Below are 19300 nucleotides of genomic sequence, written 5' to 3'. Positions count from 1 at the left end.
GGCGGCCCCGGACCCTGGTGGGCTGATCCGATGCCAAGATCCGCCGCCCCCCTCTTACTCGTCCTGACCTCGTTGCTCGGCCTCACAGCGTGCGGCGGGCAGGCCGGCCCGGCCGCGTCCGACGGGCGGCCCGCCTCGACGAACGATCCGCGCTTCCTGCCGCTGGCTGCCTACGACATGCCCGACGGCGACAGCCGTACGGTCTCCAGGGCGCGGTGGGCGCTCGCCAAGGAGTGCATGGTGCGCCTCGGGTTCGACAGCCTGAAGAGCCTCGCCGTGGACCCCGTGCCCGCCTGGCCCGAACGGCCCGCAAACACAGGCGTGTTGACGGCCGTTCTGTACTCCGACGACGACTTCCGGTACGGCATCGAGGATCCCGAGCAGGCCGCGCGGTACGGCTATCAGGCGGCGCGGGCCGCCTACGAACGCCGCTACCCGGAAAAGAAGTGGACCCTGCCCCAATACCTCGCGCTCACCGGCCAGTTCGTCGGCGACGATCCGAAGACCGTGCACGGCCACCGCATCCCGGAACGCGGCTGCCTCGGTGAGGCGGACCGCGCGATCTACGGCACGACCCCGCAGGAGCGGACGAACCCGGTCCTGGACCTGGAGACCAAGAGCCTCCAGCAGGGCATGAAGGACCCCGCCTGGAAGAAGGCGAACAAGGCGTGGTCGGCCTGCATGGTGAAGGCGGGCTACCACTACGCCACTCCCAGAGACGCGGAGATCGGCGAGGACCGCACCCGTAAGGAACTCGAGGAACGGCTCACCGAGCACCGGCGCGACACGACCGAGCCGTCCGCACAGGAGAAGAAGACCGCCACCGCCGACGCCCGCTGCAAGCAGCAGACCGGCTACCTCCGCACCGTGCACACCGTCGACGTACGCATCCAGTACCGGCTCATCGCCAAGAACCGGACGAAGCTGGAGGAGGAGCGCCGCTGGGAGCGGGCGGCGGACCGTAGAGCCCAGGACCTCCTCGGAGACTGAGACCGGCGGTCGTGAAGGCGGCCCTGCCGCCACCGCATGGCTGAGCGGGCCGGAACGGCCGAGGGCCGGACCGCGCACGTCACACGGGTGGCGTAGTCCCTGTGGTGGTGGCCGTGGTCCGGCCGGAGTGTCGGAGCAGGCCGGTCGAGCGGTACCCGGTTCGGCCTGCCGAGCGACCGGGGCCGAAAGGATCACCATGCGCCGCTATCCACCCATCGGGGATCACGGGCTGGTCGGCAACCTGCAGACGGCGGCCCTCGTCTCCTCCGACGGTGTGGTCGACTGGTTCTGCGCCCCGCGCTTCGACTCGCCCAGCCTCTTCGCCGCGCTGCTCGACCACGACCGGGGCGGCCACTTCGCCATCACGGTCGAGGGGGAGGACGTCACCACCCGCCAGCTGTACCTGGCCGACACGGCCGTCCTCGTCACCCGTTTCCTCACTCCCGGCGGGGTCGGCGAGGTCGTCGACTTCATGCCGGTGGACCGTCCCGAGACCGCCACGGACCGGCACCGGCTGGTGCGGGTCATGCGGGTGACCCGTGGCCGGGTCCGCTTCACGCTCTCCTGCCGTCCCCGCTTCGACTACGCGCGTGCGGACCACCGCCTCGACCTGCGCCCAAACAGTGCGCACTTCGGCGGCCCTGGCACCGACGCGTTTCTGCAGACCGCCGGTCCGGTCACGCTGGAACGGGACAGCGACGACGTACGGGCGATCGTCGAGCTGCGGCACGGTGAGCGGGCGGCCGCGGTCCTGACCGTGTGCGCCTCCGGTGCGGAGCCGCCCGCACCGCTGACGCCCGAGGGCCTGCGGGAGGACTTCGACGCGACCCGCGGCTTCTGGCACCGCTGGCTGCGGCGCGGCCGCTACCGGGGCCGCTGGCAGGACATGGTCAACCGGTCCGCCATCACCCTCAAACTGCTCACCTACGCCCCCACGGGCGCCCCCGTCGCGGCCATCACAGCGGGCCTGCCCGAGCAGCTCGGCGGCGAACGCAACTGGGACTACCGCTACACCTGGGTGCGCGACGCGTCCCTGTCGATGCAGGCCCTGCTCGGCCTGGGCTTCACCGAAGAGGCGTACGCCTTCCGCCGGTGGCTCGGTGCCCGTCTGAACGCGGGCCACACCGTCACCGGCGAACCCCTGCAGCTCATGTACCGGATCGACGGCGACCCCCACCTCGCCGAGGAGACCCTCGACCACCTCGAGGGCTACCGAGGCTCGGCCCCGGTCCGCATCGGCAACGGCGCCGCCGACCAGCTCCAGCTCGACATCTACGGCGAGGGGGTCTACGCCCTCACCCGCGCCGACGACCTCGCCCACGTGGCCGGATACGACGGCTGGCTGGCCCTGTCCGGCCTGCTGGACTGGCTGACGACGCACTGGGACCGCCCCGACGAGGGCATCTGGGAGACCCGCGGAGGCCGGCAGGACTTCACCTACAGCCGCCTGATGTGCTGGACGGCGTTCGACCGGGGGATCCGCCTCGCGCACAACTTCGCCCGCCCCGCCGACCTGGCCGGCTGGACCGCCGCCCGCGACGCGATCCTCCACCAGGTGATGGACCGCGGCTGGAGCCAGGAACGCCAGGCGTTCGTCCAGCACTACGGCAGCGAGGTCCTGGATGCCTCGCTCCTCCTCATGCCCGCAGTCGGCTTCGTCGCCCCGCACGACCCGCGCTGGCTGTCCACCCTCGACGCCATGGAGGAGGAGCTGGTCTCCGACAGCCTCGTCTACCGCTACGACCCGGCCGCCTCGCCCGACGGCCTGCGCGGCAGCGAGGGCACCTTCTCCCTGTGCAGCTTCCTGTACGTGGACGCGCTCGCCCGTTCCGGGCGCGTCGATCTGGCCCGCTACGCCTTCGACAAGATGCTCACCTACGCCAACCACGTCGGCCTCTTCGCCGAGGAGATCGGCCCCACCGGCGAACAACTGGGCAACTTTCCCCAGGCGTTCACCCACCTCGCCCTGATCGGCGCGGCCCTCGCCCTCGACGAGGAACTGGACCGGACGGAACGCTGAGAGCCTGTGCGCCCGCGTTACGCCGGTGCCCGCTCCGCCGCCCGCTCCAGCCGGACGATCACGCTCTTCGACGTCGGGGTGTTGCTGATGTCCGCGACGCTGTCGAGCGGCACCAGGACGTTGGTCTCCGGGTAGTAGGCGGCGGCCGAACCCGCCGGCGTGGAGTAGCCGACGACGCGGAAGGCCTCGGCGCGGCGCTCCGAGCCGTCGGACCAGATGCTGACCAGATCGACGAGGCTGCCGTCCTCGAGATCGAGTTCAGCGAGGTCGGCCGGGTTCACGAGGACGACGCGTCGGCCTCCCTTGATGCCCCGATAGCGGTCGTCCATGGCGTACGGGATGGTGTTCCACTGGTCGTGCGAGCGCAGGGTCTGCAGGACGAGATGGCCCTTGGGCGCCTGGAGCATCGTGAAGTCGTTGACGGTGAAGACGGCCTTGCCGCTCGGCGTGCGGAACACCTTGCTGTTGACCGGGTTGGGCAGGAGGAAACCGCCCGGCTGCCGTACCCGCTCGTTGAAGTCCTGGAACCCGTCGACGACCCGGGCGATGCGGTCCCGCACGAGGTCGTAGTCGCCCTCGAAGTCCGCCCAGGGGATGGCCGGTTCGGAGCCCAGGACCTTGCGGGCGAGGCGGCTGATGATGGAGACCTCGCTCAACAGGTGCTCGGACGCGGGGGCGAGGCGGCCGCGCGTGGCGTGGACCTCGCTCATGGAGTCCTCGACCGTCATGAACTGCTCGCCGCCCGCCTGGACGTCACGGTCGCTGCGACCGAGCGTGGGTAGGATCAGCGCGGTCCGTCCGCACACCGCGTGGGAGCGGTTGAGTTTGGTCGAAATGTGCGCGGTCAGACTGCAGTTGCGCAGGGCCCGCTCGGTGACGTCACTGTCGGGGGTCGCCCGTACGAAGTTGCCGGCGACGCCCACGAAGACCTTGGCCTTCCCGTCGCGCATCGCACGGATGGAGTCGACGGAGTCCAGGCCGTGCTTCGTCGGCGCGGTGAACGCGAACTCCCGTCCCAGCCGGTCCATGAACGGCTGGGGCATCTTCTCCCAGATGCCCATCGTGCGGTCGCCCTGCACGTTGCTGTGACCGCGCACTGGGCACACGCCCGCGCCCGGACGGCCGATGTTGCCGCGCAGCAGAAGGAAGTTGACGACCTCCCTGATGGTGGGCACGCCGTGCTTGTGCTGGGTCAGACCCATCGCCCAGCAGACGATGACGCTGCGGCTGGCCAGGACGCGTTCGTGGACCTGCTCGATCTCGTCGCGGCTCAGCCCGGTGGCCTCGAGGACGTCGTCCCACGACGTCGTGGCACGCAAGTGGTCGACGAAGTCGTCGTAACCGGTGGTGTGTGCCTCGACGAACTCCCCGTCCACGACGGTCCCGGGCTCCTTCTCCTCCGCCTCGAGCAGGAGCAGGTTCAGCGCCTGGAACAGGGCCAGGTCGCCGCCGGGCCGTATCTGCAGGAACTGGTCGGCGATGTCCGTGCCGCGGCCGATGACGCCGCGCGCCTTCTGCGGGTGCTTGAAGCGCAGCAGTCCCGCCTCGGGCAGCGGGTTGACGGCGACGACGCTGCCGCCGTGGCGCTTGGTCTCCTCCAGCGCGGACAGCATGCGCGGGTGGTTGGTGCCGGGGTTCTGCCCGACGACGAAGACCAGGTCGGAGTTGTGCAGGTCGTCGAGGCTGACGCTGCCCTTGCCGATGCCCAGGGTCTCGTTCAGCGCCGAACCGCTGGACTCGTGGCACATGTTGGAGCAGTCCGGCAGGTTGTTGGTGCCGAAGGCCCGCGCGAACAGCTGGAGCAGGAAGGCCGGCTCGTTGGCCAGCCGCCCGGAGGTGTAGAACAGCGCCTCGTCGGGGTGGTCCAGGGCGCGCAGCTCGTCGGCGAGCAGGCCCAGGGCCTCGTCCCAGCCGATCGGTTCGTAGTGGGTCGCGCCCTCGCGCAGCACCATCGGCTCGGTCAGTCGGCCCTGCTGGTTGAGCCAGTAGTCCGACTTCCGGTTCAGCTCGTCGACCGAGTACTGCCGGAAGAAGTCCGCGGTCACCCGGCGGGAGGTGGCCTCGTCGCTGATGTGCTTGGCGCCGTTCTCGCAGTACTCGTTGCGATGCCGCTTACCGGGCGCGGGCTCGGGCCAGGCGCAGCCCGGGCAGTCGAAGCCCTTGGCCTGGTTGATGTTGAGCAGGGTCAGCGCGGTGCGCTTCGGCGAGGTCTGGCCCAGGGCGTACTGCAGGGCGTGGACGACCCCGGGAACACCGGTGGCCCACGTCTTGGGAGCCGTCACCGACAGCTCGGCCTCGTCCGGTTCGTCGATGTCGCGCATCGAACACCACGCCCTCTGTCTCGCCCGCCAGTCGCCCCACACTGTTCGTCAGCAGGTCGCGCGAGGTCAAAGCGGAAGTTCCTATCGCCTGACAGGCCGCACCGATCAGTGCTGCGTGACCGACCGGTGCCGGACGGCCCGGCACGGTGGATCATTGAGCTGTGCTGCTCCGCCAACTCGAATACCTCGTCGCCCTCGCCCGCGCCCGTCACTTCGCGAAGGCGGCGCAGGCCTGCTACGTCTCCCAGCCGGCCCTGTCCGAGGGCATCCGCAAACTGGAGGAGGAGCTCGGCATCCCCCTGGTCCAGCGGGGTCGCAGGTTCGACGGCCTCACGCCCGAGGGCGAGCGCGTCGTCCTGTGGGCGCAGCGCATCCTCGCCGACCGCGACGCGATGCAGGGCGAGATCCAGGCCCTGCGAGCCGGTCTGAGCGGCCGGCTGCGCATCGGGACCGTGCCGACCGCGGCCACGGCGGTCGCGCTGCTGACCCAGCCGTTCTGCGCCGCCAACCCGCTGGCGACGGTCCAGGTCTTCGCCGACCTGCAGGCCGAGGACATCGTGAACCGCCTTCGGGCGTACGAGCTCGACGCCGCCGTGACGTATCACAGCTCCGTCGTGGGCCACGACTTCAAGTTCGTCCCGCTGTACCGGGAGGGCTATGTCCTGCTGACCCAGCGGTCCGCCCCGGACTCCGACCCCGCGGAGATCTCCTGGGAGGAGGCGGCCCAGTACCCCCTGTGCCTGCTGCACCCCATGATGCAGGGGCGCCAGGTCCTCGACGCGGTGTTCGAGGCCGTGGGCGCCTCCGTGACCCCGCGGGTGGAGACCGACTCGATCGCCTCCCTGTTCGCGCAGGTCAGGTCCGGTCAGTGGGCGAGCATCGTGCCGCACGCCTGGCTCCACGTCTTCGGCGTCCCGGCGGGGATGCACGCCGTTCCGCTGGTCCGCCCCGTCCGCACGGAGCGCATCGGCCTGGTGCTCCCGGCACGTGAGCCCGTCTCGGTGATCGGACAGGCGCTCATCGACGCCGTCGGCCAGGCCGGCATCGCCGCCGCGCTGGAGCGGCTGCCGGACTAGCCGGCCCGCGGTTCGGCCGGTTCCCGGGCGCGCGGCAACGGTACGTCGTCGAAGTCTGACCCTCGACAGCCGCGTATCACACCGGCACGACCGAGGAGCGGATCTGCACAGCGAACGAGCCGGCCGACCGCCTCTGGCAGCTGCACGACACCGCCGCGGAGACATACGCGGTCCTGGCCTGGCGCGCCACGGCTTCACAGAATGCCCACATGACTCCCGGCTGAACTTTAAACTTCAAGGGTTAGGCTCGACGGCAGTCCGAGTGGCCGAAGAAGCTCACGCGTCGTGTCGCTCGCTTCCCCCCACAGGCACAGGAGACTCGTTGTGCGCGACGGCGACGTAGTGGTGATCGGCGGCGGCTACGCGGGTGTCCGGCTGGCGAAACGACTGGACTCGGTCGCGCGGGTCACGCTGGTGGACCGCAAGGAGGTCTTCTTCCACCGCATCGCCTCCCTGCGCGCAGGCGTACGCCCGGAGTGGTCCGTGACGCCCTTCATCCCCTACGACCGGCTGCTGCGCCACGGCCGGGTGGCCGTGGGCAAGGCGGTCCGCATCGACACCGCCGAGCGGCAGGTCGTCCTCGCGACGGGGGAGCGGCTCCCTTACGACGTGGTGGTGATCGCCACCGGCGCCGACTACCCCGAACCGGCCCGCTTCACCGGCACCACCTCCGAGGAGGCGGTCAAGTCCTTCGCCGGGCACCAGCAGAAGATAGCCACCGCCGAGCACGTCCTCGTCGTCGGCGGGGGACCCTCCGGCGTCGAACTCAGCGCCGAGATACGGCTCGCGCGGCCCAACGCCCGGGTCACGCTCGCCCACTCCGGGTCGCTGCTCCTGCATGCCACCGGCGTGGAGCGCGCCGGGCGCAAGGCGCAGGCCTGGCTGGAGTCCCACGACGTGGACGTACGGCTCGACTCGTTCATGTCCCCCGGCAACGACTTCGGCACCTATCGCGACGGGCGCGGCAACGTCATAGCCGCAGACCTCTCCTTCTGGGCGACGGGCACCACGCCCAACACGCTCTGGCTGCGTCTGGGCGGACACCGTGACTGGCTGAACGCGGCCGGGCACGTCAAGGTCGACCGGACCCTGCGGGTCCAGGGGCGGCTGGACGTGTTCGCCGTGGGTGACGTGAACGACGCCACCGAACTCAAGATCACCCCTGCCGCGCTGGCCCAGGCCGACCTCGCCGCCTGGAACATCCGCACCTACCTGAACAGTTCCGGCAGGCATCGCAAGGAGCCCCGGCTCTACCGGCCGATCCACCGCACCCCGCTGATCGTGCCCTTCGGCCCGGGCGACGGACTGACCCTGCTGCCCGTGCCCGGAGGCGAGAGCGCGGTCCTCGGCGGCCGCACCTCCGTGCTGGCCAAGGCGAAGACCCTCATGACCCCGTACATGAGGCGCCAACTCGGGTACACCGCCACCTGAGCAGTGGCTCGTCCGGGTGCTGTGTCCGCGGGTGCTGCGTCTGGTTAGGGTGCGGACATGATCTCGCGGACGTACCTCTCCGAACTGTTCTCGCTGGACGGCCGGGTGGCCGTGGTGACCGGCGGCAGTTCCGGCATCGGACGGGCCATCGCCGGGGCTCTCGCGCGGGCCGGGGCGAGCGTCGTGGTCGTGGCGCGCAAGCAGGCGGAACTGGCCGCCACGGTCGACGAGTTGACCGCCGACGGCTGCCGTGCGGTCCGGGTGAGCGGCGACCTGGGCACCCGCGAGGGCGTGCGCGCGGCGGCCGAGCAGGCGGTCGAGGCCTTCGGGGAGCCCGACATCCTCGTCAACAGCGCGGGTATCAACCTGCGCCCGCCGATGGGGGAGTTGGGCGAGGACGTGTGGGACACCACGATGGCGGTGAACCTGGAGGCGCCCTTTCTGCTGGGACAGCGGTTCGGCCCCGGCATGGCGGAACGGGGCTTCGGACGGATCATCCACGTCACCTCCCAACAGGCACACCGGGCGTTCGTCCAGAGCGGCGCCTACGGGGTGTCCAAAGGGGCGTTGGAGTCCCTGGCCCGTTCCCAGGCCGAGGCGTGGTCGCCGCACGGCGTCACCTGCAACACGCTCGTGCCGGGCTTCGTGATGACACCGCTCAACGAGCGGCTCGCGTCCGACCCCGAGAAGGTCGCGGAACTCGCGGCCCGCACGATGGTCGGACGCAACGGTCTCGCCGAGGACTTCGCGGGCGCGGCGGTGTTCCTGGCGAGCCGCGCCTCCGCGTACGTCACGGGGCAGGCCCTCTTCGTCGACGGCGGGTTGTCCGTGCACTGACGCGAGTCCGCCGCCGGCAGGTGATCACCCGTACAGGCGGCGGGCGCGGTGCGGGAGTTCAGCCCCTGAGCTCGGTGAGGAAGTCGATGAGTGCCTCGTTCACCTCGGCCGGGCGTTCCTGCTGTGTCCAGTGGCCGCAGCCCGACAGTTCGAGGGGCTTGCGGCGCAGGTTCGGCATCAGGTCGGGGAGGCTCGCGATGAGTTCGGGCGTGCCGGGGAAGGCGGGGACCGGGTCGCGGTCGCCGTAGACGTACAGGGCGGGCGGGCTGACGACGGCGCCGTGCCAGGGTGCGGTGAGTTCCCAGTTGCGATCGAGGTTGCGGTACCAGTTGAGCGCCCCGGTGAAGCCCTGGGAGAAGCTCTCGGTGAGGACGTCGAGGTCGTCCTCGGTGAACCACTCCGGCAGGGTCTCCGGGTCCGGCATGTTCGCGAGCCAGCCCTGGCCGGGTTCGATGAGCGGCTGGTTGCCCTGGCCCGCGTCGGGAGCGTCACCGGAAGCCATGTAGAAGAACTTCCGCAGGGTGGTGCGGGTGTCCCGTGCGAACTCGGCGTCGGCGACGCCGGGTCGGTCGAAGTAGTTCCAGTAGAAGCGGCCGTCGAACATCCGGTCCATGGCGGCCAGCGGCGGCTCGGTGCCCCGGAAGGGCGGCGGCACGCTCAGGCCGGCCACGCCCAGCACGACGTCCGGCCGCAGCAGCGCGGTGTGCCAGGCGACCGGGGCGCCCCAGTCGTGCCCGACGACGTACGCCTTCTCCTCGCCCAGCGCGTGGATCAGCCCGACGACGTCGCCGACCAGGTGCAGGATGCTGTACGCGTTCACGTCGTCGGGGTGGTCGCTGCGCCCGTATCCACGCTGGTCGGGGGCGACGACGCGGAAGCCCGCGGCGGCCAGCGGGCCGAACTGGTGGTGCCAGGAGTGCCATGACTCGGGGAAGCCGTGCAGGAGCACGACCAGGGGGCCTTCGCCCTCCTCGGCTATGTGCAGGCGCACCCCGTTCACGTCGATCATTCGATGCTCAACCATGTGCAGAAGCATATGTGTCATGATCTTCGGGCCGCGGTGCCGGTCGCCTCGGGACCGGCGGTCCGGTCCCAGGTGCCCCCGGTGACGCCTCGCTCCCGCAGCACCGCCTTGCGTACCTTGCCCGTCTCGGTGAGCGGCAGGGCGGGGACCGCCTCGATGTACCGGGGCACGGCGAACTCGGGGAGTTCGCGGGCGCAGTGCCGGGTGAGATCCGCGAGATCCAGCACCCTGCCGGGCCGCACCACCACCGCGACCATGACCTCGTCCTCCGCCAGCTCCGAGGCCACCGGGAAGGCGGCCGCCTCGGCCACCGCCGGATGGGCGCGCACGGCCGACTCCACCTCGTACGAGGAGATGTTCTCGCCGCGGCGCCGGATCACGTCCTTGATCCGGTCCAGGAAGCGGAACCGGCCGTCGGGTTCGCGGACCACGCGGTCACCGGTCCGGCGCCAGGAGTCGGGCTCCGGCTCGGGGTCCCCCAGGTAGCCGGTGGAGAAGGCGTACGGCCGGTCGCTGCGCACGAGAAGTTCGCCGGGCGTCCCGTCGGGGACGGAATCGAGCGCCGCGTCGACCACCCGTGCGGAGAACCCCGGGCGCACGGTGCCGATGCGGCCGGGGCGGCTCTCCTCGGGAGTCGCGCCGATGACCAGGTTCGTCTCCGTGGAGCCGAACCCGTCGACGAGCGTCACGCCGAAGCGTTCGCGAAACGGCTCCCACAGGGCGCCCGGGGTGGCGGGAGCGAGACTGCGTGTGGCCCGGTGCGCCCTGTCCTGCGGACCGGGCGGCTGCGCGAGCAGCATCGGCACCATGGCGCCGAGCAGGTACGTGGTCGTGGCGCGCGCCTCGGACACCTGCGCCCAGTGGCGCGAGGCGGAGAAGCGCCCGCCGACCACGCAGCTCGCGCCCACCGTCATGGCGTGCGCGAGGGTGTTGAGGGCGTTGGTGTGGAACAGCGGGAGACAGGTGAACAGCACGTCGTCGGAGGACAGGCGCAGCGCGGAGGCGACGTTGCGCCCCCACCAGACGAACTGGGCCTGCGGGCAACGGACTCCACGCGAGCGTCCCGTCGTGCCCGAGGTGAAGAGGACGGCCGCCGTGTCCTGCGGACGGACCGGGGCGGGTGGCAGGGCCGCGGAGGTTCCGGGGCGCGGAACGTCCTCGCCGCCCGCCACCCACACCACCCCGTGATGCCCGGACGCCACCGCCGCCTCGCCCAACTCGGGCTCCGCGTAAAGGAATCGAGGTCGCGCGGCGTCGAGTGCCTGGCGCAGTGAGCCGCCGCGCAGAGCCGTGTTCAACGGCACCACGGTCGCACCGAGCCAGGCGCAGCCGAGGAACAGATCGACGAGCTCGATGCGGTTGGACAGCAGTGCCGCGATCCGGTCGCCCGGCCGGCAGCCATGCGCCGCGAGGGATCCGGCCATGGTGGCCGCCGCGGCCCGGGTCTGCGCGTAGGTGCGCGTCGTGTCGCCCACCCGCACGAAGACCCGGTCGCCGAACCGCTCGGCCGCCGTCTCGACCAGCCCCGGCACGGTCATGCCGGTCATCGCAGGACGCCCGCTTCGTGCAACTGATGAAGCCGCTCGGGGGACAGGCCCGCCACCTCGCGCAGCACCTCCACGGTGTCGGCGCCGAGCAGGGGCGCGGGCCGGCGGATCGAACCGGGCGTGCCGGTGAGACGGATGGGCACGCCCTCGTGCAGGAACGCGCCCGCCGCCGGGTGCTCCATGCGGACGTAGAAGCCGCGTGCCCTCAACTGCGGGTCGTGCTCGACCAGTTCGCCGCCGTCCTGCACCGGTCCGGCGGGAATCCCGGCCTCCTGGAGCAGCTCCGCGGCCATGTCGGCGGGCAGTCCGCGCGCCCACCCGCCGAGCGCGCCGTCCACCAGGGCGCTCTCCTGCCGGCGGCCGTCCGCCGTGCGAAGCCGTTCGTCGGCGGCCAGTTCAGGGCGTCCGATCACCCGGCACAGGGCCGCCCACTCCTCGTCCGACCGGACGCTGACGGCCAGCCAGCGGTCCGCGCCGAGGCACCGGTACACGCCCTGCGGGCTCCAGCGCGGGTGGGTGTTGCCGGCCGGCGACCGGGACCCGGTGAGCAGAGCGGTGCCCATGTGGGCGGAGATCGCCTCCAGTTGGGACAGGTCGATGTGCTGGCCGCGGCCCGTTTCGGCACGGTGCTCGAGCGCGGCGACCGTCGCCAGCGCCGCCTGCAGCCCCGCGACGATGTCGCCGTGGCCGTAGATCACGCCGACCACGTCGTCCGGCCCCCAGCCGGTCAGGCCGGTGAGCCCGGAACTCGCCGACACGGTGTCCGCGTACGACACCCAGCCGGCGCGCGGTCCTGTGTGGCCCATGCCCGACATGCTGACGTAGACGAGGCGCGGGTTGATGGCGCGCAACTCGTCGTAGCCGAGGCCCAGTCGGGTCATGACCGTGGCGCTGAAGTTCTCCACCAGGACGTCGCAGTGGGCGATGAGGTCGCGCAGCACGGCGACGCCCTCGTCGGTGCGGGTGTCGAGGGCGATGCTGCGCTTGTTGCGGTTGACCTCGTTGAAGTAGCCGTTGGTGTCCGGGTCGGTGTGGGAGCCGCGGGACAGGTGCATGAAGGGGGCGAAACGGGTGGGGTCGGGGCGGGTGAGCGACTCGACCTTGATGACGTCCGCGCCGTGGTCGGCCAGGACCTTCGTGCAGTACGGGCCCGCCAGCACCCAGGTGAGGTCCAGGACGCGTACGCCGTCCAGGGCGCCCCGGCCGGGAGCGGCGACCTCGACCGGACGCGGCGGCCGCCGCTCGTCGAGCAGCGCCTGGTCCTCGCCGGGGCCGGCCACGTCGAGCGCGGTGATCCGGCGGCCCTCGGGGAACGCGAACGGGAAACCGAGGTCGGTCCGGTCGCCGACCCGTGTGAAGAAGTCCCGTGCGGCGAGCTGCGGGTTGTCCGGCAGCTCGCACGGCAGGTCGACGGCCGCCCACGGCAGCTTCCTGGCCTGGGCCCGCTCCGCGAACTCGGCCTTCGGCCACCTGCCCACGAAGTCCTGTACGACCTTGAACACGTACTCCTGATGCCGCTTGCGCTCGACGGGGTCCTGCCACCGGGGCTCCACGAGATCGGCCTGCGCCCCCTCGTCGCACAGCCAGTCCAGCAGCGCGTCCCACATGCGGGGGCTGCCGCCGAGCCCGCCCCCGACATGACCGTCGGCCGCCTGGAACAGCCCGTGCGGGACCAGCGGGTGCACCCGTCCCGGCCGTGGCGGTACCCGGTCCTCGTGCAGGTAGGCGAGGGTGCCCGCCTCCAGGGCGGCCGCCACGCACGCCTGCGCGGAGACGTCGGCGAGCTGGCCGGGTCCCCGGCGGCGGGCCCGCAGGCCCAGCAGGACGGCGATCGCCGCGTTGACGCCGGCGAGCTGCTCCGCCTGGTTCTCCGGCATGTGCAGGGGCGGGCCCTCGGGATCGCCGACCTGCGCCAGCATCCCGCCCAGCGCGGCCACGACCAGATCGGTGCCCTGCCAGCCGCTGCGCGGACCGACCAGACCGAACGGTGTGACGCGTACGTGCACCAGGTGGTCGAGGCCCTCGGCGGCCGGCCCGGCCCCGTCGGGTGTCCCGTCGAGCAGCACGTCGGCCGTAGACAGGAGCCGGCGCAACCCGTCGGAGTCGCCGAGGGGCAGGGTCACCGAGCGCTTCCCGGCGTGCCAGTGGGCGAAGGCGTCCTTGTCCTCGTGCCGGTCCGGGGCGCCGCCGGGCGGCTCCACCAGCACCACCTCGTGGCCGAGTCCGACCAGCAGGCGGCCCGCGAACCGGGCGAAGGGGCTGGACAGTTCGACGATGCGCGGGGTCGATGCGCTCACGTGTCCTCCGCTCGCCGTCAGCCGTGCCGCTGGTTCAGGAACCCGCTGACCACGCTGTGGAAGTCGTACGGCCGTTCCTCCTGCGGGTGGTGGGAGACCCGGTCCATCACGTGCAGACTGCCCCGGGGCACCATACGGGCCAGCATCAGGGGATAGTCCGGAGTGAGGAAGGCGTCGTACATCCCCCACATGAACAGGGTGGGGGCGGCGATCCGGCCCAGTTCGGCGGAGAGGTCCTGCCAGTCGCCGCGTGGGTTGTCCGAGGCGCCGGCCAGCGCGGTCTCCTCGGGGTCGAGGCTCTGCTCGTAGCGCAGCGTCACGGTGCCGTCGGGGACGGCGTCCGGGTCGTACCACTCCAGGCGCGCCATCAGGTCCCGCATCTTCGCCCAGGACGGGCCGTCGCCGCCGTAGTACACGTCGCGGGCGTTGCGGCCGCGGCGGCCGCCCTCCGGGAGCGGGGCGAGCGGGCCGTGGAAGACGGGCATGCTGCCGGTGATGACCGACGACCGTACGCGCTCTGGGTACTTGGCGGCCAGGTTGAGCGCGATCGTGCCGCCCCAGGAGTTGCACACGAAGTCGGCCCGGTCGACGCCGAGCGCGTCCATCAGAGCCACCGTCCTGGCGGCGTGGTAGTCCCACATGGGGCCCTCGATGACGGGCTTCGCCGACTTGCCGTACTGCAGGATGTCGACCAGGAAGCAGCGGCGGTCCTCGGCGAACAGGGGCGCCACCTGGCCGAAGTCCGACCAGCCGGTGCAGCCCGGGCCGCCGCCGTGCAGGAAGATCGTGGGAGTGCCCTCGCCCAGCTCGACGTAGTGGTACTTGACGCCGTCCGCCTCCGCGTAGGAACCCTGCGGAGGAGCCTGAATGTCCATGAGATCCATAGGCGGATGGTGTCCGCTGCCGGGTGCCCGTCCAAGCGCGGCGGTCCGCTCAGTGGGCCGGTTCCGTGGCTGCCGGGGAGCGGTCGCGCCTAGCGTCGGCGACATGCTGGATCTTGCGGAGGAACGCGCGCGAGCGCTGGTCGGCCGGTGGGAGACGCGCTCGCTGGGCATCGTACGGGCCGAGGCGGCCGCCGAGTTCGCGCGGGCCGCGGGGGAGTCCGCGCCGCACCTGGTGGATCCGGCGCATCCCGCCTTCGTCGCCCATCCGATGTACCTCGTCAGCCTGCTGCGGGCCGAACCCGGCCCGGACACGGGGGAGTTGAGACCCGACGGCATGTACCGCGACGAGGTTCCCGGGACCGACGGGCTCGACGTCCGTCTGATGGCCGGCGGCCAGGAGGTGCGCTGGGCCGGTGACGTGCGGGCCGGCGACCGCATCGAGGTGCGCCGTTCGCTCACCGCGGTCGAGCGCAAGAGCGCCGGTTTCCTGCTGCTCACCGTCGACAAGCGCTACGCGGCCGCCGAGCGCGGCGTCCTGGTCGAGGTCACGGAAAGGTTCATCGTGCGATGACGGAAGACACTCGGATACGGCCGGTGGAGCTGGTGCCCGACGAGGTGATGCTGCTGCGCTTCGGCGCGGTCACCCGCAACACGCATCGCATCCACTACGACACCGCCTTCGCGCAGTCCGAGGGGCTGGACGCGCCCGTGGTCATGGCACAGCTGCACGGCTGCCTCTTCCACCGGGCCGCCGCCCGGTTCGCGGGGCCGACGGGACGGGTCCTGCGACTCGCCTGGCAGAACCGGGCCCCCGCGTACCCGGGCGACCGGCTCGAAGTGACCGGCACCGTACGCGAAGTCGACCCGGGCGCCGGCGAGATCACCCTCGACCTCGTCGAACACCGGGCGGACGCCGGCACCGACCTCGTCGACCACTGGGAAGACCCCGGCATCGTCTGCTGCCGGGGCCACGCGGTGGTCGTCCTGGGTTAGGGGGCTTCCGGCGGATCGCGCCGGAGATGCGGGCGGGCCCGCCGTCACGCCAGGTCGAGCACCGCTCTCCCGACCACGGTCCCCTGCCGCAGTCGCTCCACCGCCTCGGACAGCCGGTCGGGGCCGAACCGTTCGATCGGCAGGCTCAACTCGCCCGCCGTCAGCTCGGTCAGCAACCGTTCGGCGTCCGCGGCGACTTCCCTGCCCCGCGTCATCAGGTTCACGGGCAGCAGGGACACATCGGCCAGCAGGAAGTCCGCGAGGTCCACGGTGAGCTCGCGGCCGGCGGTGTACCCCACCAGCGCGACCCGCCCGCGCGGGCGTACCAGCGGCAGGGTGTCCCGCAGGACCGGCCCGCCCACGGTGTCGACGACCACGTCGACCGGCCCGCCCACGGCCTCCGTCGACATCTCGGTCGCCAGAACCGCCTTGGCGGCGGCGGGCACATGGTCCAGCTTGGCCGCGCGGCCGACCACGCCGATCACCTCGGCCCCCGCCCGCGCCGCGACCTGCACGGTGAGCGAACCGACCGCGCCCGCCGCGCCGGTGACGAGAACCCGCTCGCCCGGCTGGACTGCCGCCACCGAGTGCACCGCCGCCCAGGCCGTCCCGGCCGGTGAGAAGAAGCTGCACGCCAGGGCGGGATCCGTACCCGCCGGAACCGGGGTGACAGCCGCGTCGGGCGCCAGGGCGTGGTCGGCCCAGCAGCCGTCCCCACGCAGCCCCAGCCCCTTGCCGTTGACCCTGACCAGGGTTCCCTCCGGATGGATGTCCGAAGCGAGCACGACCCCGGACCCGTTGGTGCCGGGCACCGCCGGCAGATCCGGGAGGATCCCGAACTTGCCGTCCATCACGTTGAGATCGAGATGGGCCACCTGCGACGCCAGCATGCGCACCAGGGTGTGGCCGGGCCGCGGCTTTGGCACGGGCCGCTCCACCAGCCGCGGCAGCGTGCCGAATTGCTCCAGCACCAGCGCGCGGGACGTCTCGACGCTCACAGCTTCACTCCGTATCGACGCAGAACCCGGGAGGCGACGATCCGCAGCACCCGGTCGAAGACGAACCCCAGGATGCCCAGGGTGATGATCCCGACGAACACCCAGTCGATGCGACCGTAGTTCCGGGAGGTCCAGATCAACGAGCCGAGCCCGACCTGGGCGGCGACGATCTCCGCCGAGACGATCGTCAGGAAGCTGTTGCCCATCGCCAGGCGCGCCCCGGTGATGATGTACGGCACCGTCGACGGCAGCACGACCCCGCGCAGGATCTGGCGCCGGCCGGCGCCCAGGCTCGCCGCGGCGCGCAGCTTCGACTCGCTCACCGCCATCACGCCGGCGCTGGTGTTGAGGATGACGATGAAGACCGCCGTGTAGAAGATCAGCACGACCTTCGACGACTCGCCGATGCCCAGCCACACCACGGCCAGCGTCACGAAGGCGATCGGCGGGATGAACCGGAAGAACTCGATGTACGGCTCGAGGAGTTGGCGCACCAGCCGGATCTGTCCGACGAGCAGGCCGGCCGGCACGCCCACCAGCAGGCCGAGGCCCCAGCCGATCAGGATGCGGCGGCTGGAGGCGATGATCGAGTTGGTGAGCGTGCCGTCGCGGGCGAGTTCGCCCGCCGCGGTGAGGGTCGCATGCGGGGAGGCGACGAGGGAGGGGCCGTAGTGCGTCGCCAGCAGCTGCCAGATGCCGATGCCGATGAGGACGGAGACGGCGTACAGGGCGAGGGTGCGCAGTTGGAGGCGGGCGGCCTGCAGCGCGCGCCGCTCGACGCGCGGTTTCGGGGTGGCGTCGACGGTCGCCGTGGTCATCGTTCGTCCTCCGGGTCGAGTCCCTGGTCGCGCAGCGCCTTGCGGACCTCTTCGCCGATGTCCTGGCGCAGGCTGCGGCGCAGTTCGATGGCCGCGGGATCGGATTCGTCGCGCGGCCTGGGCAGGTCCACGTCGTACACGGACTTGATCGAGGCGGCCGGTCCCGCCGTCATGACGGCGACGCGGTCCGCGAGCAGGATCGCCTCGTCGATGTCGTGGGTGACGAAGACGACGGTGCAGCCGGAGGCCTCCCAGATGCGGCCCATCTCCTCCTGCATCACCTGCCGCGTCTGTGCGTCCAGCGCGCCGAACGGCTCGTCCATCAGCAGGACTTGGGGCTGGTTCGCCAGGACGCGCGCGATCTGCACGCGCTGGCGCATGCCGCCGGACAGCTGCCCGGGGAACCGGTCGGCGCAGTGCCGCAGTCCGACCAGGCTCAGATACTCGTCGGCCAGCGCGGACTGTTCGGCCCGGGACTTCCCGCGCATACGGGGGCCGAAGGCGACATTCTGACGGACCGTCAGCCAGTCGAAGAGAGCCTCGCTGCTCTGGAAGACCATGCCGAGCTCGGGGTCGGGTCCGGTGACGGGCTTGTCGTCGACCGTGACGGCGCCCTGGTGCGGTCGTACGAACCCTGCCAGCGCCGACAACAGGGTGGACTTGCCGCAGCCGCTCGGCCCGAGCAGACACAGGAACTCCCCGGCGGGGATGCCCAGCGAAATGCCTTGTACGGCATGGAAGTTGCCGAACCGGATGTCGACACCGTCGACACACACGGCCGCACCACGCCCGCCCTGGGTCTTCGCGGGCGGCAGGTCGGCCTCGATGGCCTTCGTCATCACGATCCCTTCGTCTGCTGGGTGAACCAACCGCGCAGCGCGGTCGTGGCCACGTCCGCCCGGGACTTGGCGGAACCGGTGTCCACATAGAACTTGGCGGTGGCGTCGTAGGTCTTCAGGTCGCCCGAGGTGATGTCCCGCACCCCGAAGTCGATCTCCTTGATCGCCTTCAGGGTCTGCGCGGTGGGGATCTTCGCGGCCTTCTGCGTGGCCGTCGCCGCGGCGTCCGGATCCGACTCGGTGCGCCGCGCCGCGTCCTGCAGCGCCTGCGCCACCTTCGCCGCGATGTCCTTGTGGCCGCTGAGCCACTTGTCGTCCGCGATGAGCCACTGCGCGTACGACACCCCGTAGTCGCCGGTCGTCTCCGTGATCCGTCCGCCCAGTTCGACGCCCTTCGCCGGCCAGGGCTCCCACAGGACGTAGGCGTCCACGTCGCCCTTCTGCAGCAGCGCCGGGATCTCGGGCGGGTCGGCGGTGATGAACCTGACCGACTTGGTGCTGATGCCCTTCGACTCCAGGTAGCGGGTCGCCGCGAGCTGGGAGAGTCCCGGTACGACGGCCATCTTCCGGATCTTGGAAGGGGAGGTGACCTTCGAGCCGAGGACGACCTTGAGGTAGCGGCCGGACTGCTCGTAGACGAGAAGCGAGCGCAGGCCGGGGTTCTGCGGGAGCTGGCCGATGGTGGTGGTGTCCGAGTTTCCGGCCAGCTGGACCTGATTGCCGGCGAGCGCGTCCACGCCCTCGCCGCCGCGGCCGAACTGGACCAGCTGGACGTTGACCCCGTGCTTGGCCCACAGCCCCTGGTCGTCGGCGAGGAAGAAGGGCGCGAACGAAGGGTCGATGCCGACGGCGACGCGGACCGTGGATCCCTTGGCGCCGCTCTTGGCGCCTGCGGCGGAGTCGGTGGTGGCCGCGCTGCACGCGGTCAGCGGGACCAGTGCGGCGGTGACGAGGGCGAGGACGCTCCGGGCGGGGCGTCCTCTGTTGGCCTGTGGCTCCATGAGCACCTCGGATGGGTCGGCGGGGAGGGTGATGGGGCGGGGGTGCGTCGGGGTGCGGGCCCTTGACCTGACCCTTGAACCGGCCTGAGTCGGCGCGATTCGGCGCACCGTAGAACGCGCCCTGCCGGGAGCGCATGGACGGTGGTCCGCTGAGCGGGACACGGCCGCCGAATGCCCGGCGCGGGGCCGGCGGTCTGCTCACCGGAACGGTTCCGTAGGCGGCC

At 71.5% G+C, this 19300-nt stretch carries 16 protein-coding genes; 7 read left to right on the top strand and 9 right to left on the bottom strand.

The features are described 5' to 3' along the window. The first annotated feature begins 30 nt into the window (after positions 1-30). Positions 31-990 carry a hypothetical protein gene (locus OG303_RS07300; protein ID WP_405865957.1) on the top strand — a complete coding sequence of 320 codons (960 nt, stop codon included), beginning with the start codon at positions 31-33 and terminating at the stop codon, positions 988-990. 196 nt (positions 991-1186) lie between these two features. After that, positions 1187-3010, top strand: a complete 1824-nt coding sequence (locus OG303_RS07295) for a glycoside hydrolase family 15 protein (RefSeq protein ID WP_405865955.1) — start codon at positions 1187-1189, stop codon at positions 3008-3010. A 17-nt stretch (positions 3011-3027) separates the two neighbouring features. On the opposite strand, the gene OG303_RS07290 is transcribed toward OG303_RS07295, so the two are convergent. Next, on the bottom strand, positions 3028-5331 hold the full coding sequence (locus tag OG303_RS07290) for an FdhF/YdeP family oxidoreductase (RefSeq protein WP_405865953.1): 2304 nt from the start codon (positions 5329-5331) through the stop codon (positions 3028-3030). A gap of 161 nt (positions 5332-5492) precedes the next feature. Between OG303_RS07290 and OG303_RS07285 the strand changes: the two genes are divergently transcribed. From OG303_RS07285 to OG303_RS07275, 3 genes are all read left to right on the top strand, one after another. Continuing rightward, entirely contained in the window at positions 5493-6407 is a 915-nt protein-coding gene (locus OG303_RS07285; protein ID WP_405865951.1) for a LysR family transcriptional regulator, read from the top strand. A 324-nt stretch (positions 6408-6731) separates the two neighbouring features. Next, on the top strand, positions 6732-7838 hold the full coding sequence (locus tag OG303_RS07280; protein WP_405865949.1) for an NAD(P)/FAD-dependent oxidoreductase: 1107 nt from the start codon (positions 6732-6734) through the stop codon (positions 7836-7838). A gap of 57 nt (positions 7839-7895) precedes the next feature. Next, the gene (locus OG303_RS07275; protein ID WP_405865947.1) at positions 7896-8675 is read left to right on the top strand and encodes an SDR family NAD(P)-dependent oxidoreductase; all 780 of its coding nucleotides are present in this window, start codon (positions 7896-7898) and stop codon (positions 8673-8675) included. Positions 8676-8733: 58 nt separating this feature from the next. Here the strand turns inward: OG303_RS07275 and OG303_RS07270 are convergent, their stop codons facing one another. The 4 genes from OG303_RS07270 to OG303_RS07255 are packed head-to-tail and all read right to left on the bottom strand — an operon-like array spanning position 8734 to position 14427. Then, the gene (locus OG303_RS07270) at positions 8734-9684 is read right to left on the bottom strand and encodes an alpha/beta fold hydrolase (RefSeq protein WP_405877127.1); all 951 of its coding nucleotides are present in this window, start codon (positions 9682-9684) and stop codon (positions 8734-8736) included. A 32-nt stretch (positions 9685-9716) separates the two neighbouring features. Further along, positions 9717-11237, bottom strand: a complete 1521-nt coding sequence (locus OG303_RS07265; protein ID WP_405865945.1) for an AMP-binding protein — start codon at positions 11235-11237, stop codon at positions 9717-9719. 5 nt (positions 11238-11242) lie between these two features. Then, positions 11243-13543: a CoA transferase gene (locus OG303_RS07260; RefSeq protein WP_405865943.1), complete on the bottom strand. Its 2301-nt coding sequence runs from the start codon at positions 13541-13543 to the stop codon at positions 11243-11245. A gap of 17 nt (positions 13544-13560) precedes the next feature. Then, positions 13561-14427, bottom strand: coding sequence for an alpha/beta fold hydrolase (locus OG303_RS07255; protein ID WP_405865941.1), 867 nt, complete (start codon positions 14425-14427; stop codon positions 13561-13563). Positions 14428-14530: 103 nt separating this feature from the next. Between OG303_RS07255 and OG303_RS07250 the strand changes: the two genes are divergently transcribed. Together OG303_RS07250 and OG303_RS07245 are read left to right on the top strand one after the other, a co-directional pair. Beyond that, the gene (locus OG303_RS07250; protein WP_405865939.1) at positions 14531-14998 is read left to right on the top strand and encodes a MaoC family dehydratase N-terminal domain-containing protein; all 468 of its coding nucleotides are present in this window, start codon (positions 14531-14533) and stop codon (positions 14996-14998) included. Continuing rightward, positions 14995-15420: an acyl dehydratase gene (locus OG303_RS07245; protein ID WP_405865937.1), complete on the top strand. Its 426-nt coding sequence runs from the start codon at positions 14995-14997 to the stop codon at positions 15418-15420. Before OG303_RS07250 ends, OG303_RS07245 begins: the two co-directional genes overlap by 4 nt. 44 nt (positions 15421-15464) lie before the next feature. Here the strand turns inward: OG303_RS07245 and OG303_RS07240 are convergent, their stop codons facing one another. From OG303_RS07240 to OG303_RS07225, 4 genes are read right to left on the bottom strand one after another with little or no spacing between them, the layout of a single operon-like run. Further along, positions 15465-16418 carry a zinc-binding alcohol dehydrogenase family protein gene (locus OG303_RS07240; RefSeq protein WP_405865935.1) on the bottom strand — a complete coding sequence of 318 codons (954 nt, stop codon included), beginning with the start codon at positions 16416-16418 and terminating at the stop codon, positions 15465-15467. Continuing rightward, positions 16415-17236 carry an ABC transporter permease gene (locus tag OG303_RS07235; protein WP_405865933.1) on the bottom strand — a complete coding sequence of 274 codons (822 nt, stop codon included), beginning with the start codon at positions 17234-17236 and terminating at the stop codon, positions 16415-16417. The genes OG303_RS07240 and OG303_RS07235 overlap by 4 nt, the downstream gene beginning before the upstream one ends. After that, complete coding sequence (locus tag OG303_RS07230; protein WP_405865931.1) at positions 17233-18075, bottom strand: ABC transporter ATP-binding protein; 843 nt, start codon at positions 18073-18075, stop codon at positions 17233-17235. The genes OG303_RS07235 and OG303_RS07230 overlap by 4 nt, the downstream gene beginning before the upstream one ends. Beyond that, the gene (locus tag OG303_RS07225) at positions 18075-19076 is read right to left on the bottom strand and encodes an ABC transporter substrate-binding protein (protein WP_405865929.1); all 1002 of its coding nucleotides are present in this window, start codon (positions 19074-19076) and stop codon (positions 18075-18077) included. Before OG303_RS07225 ends, OG303_RS07230 begins: the two co-directional genes overlap by 1 nt. Positions 19077-19300 lie beyond the last annotated feature (224 nt).

This window comes from Streptomyces sp. NBC_00005, from assembly GCF_045160215.1.
Lineage (GTDB): Bacteria > Actinomycetota > Actinomycetes > Streptomycetales > Streptomycetaceae > Streptomyces.
This window is presented reverse-complemented; position numbering and strand designations above follow the sequence as displayed.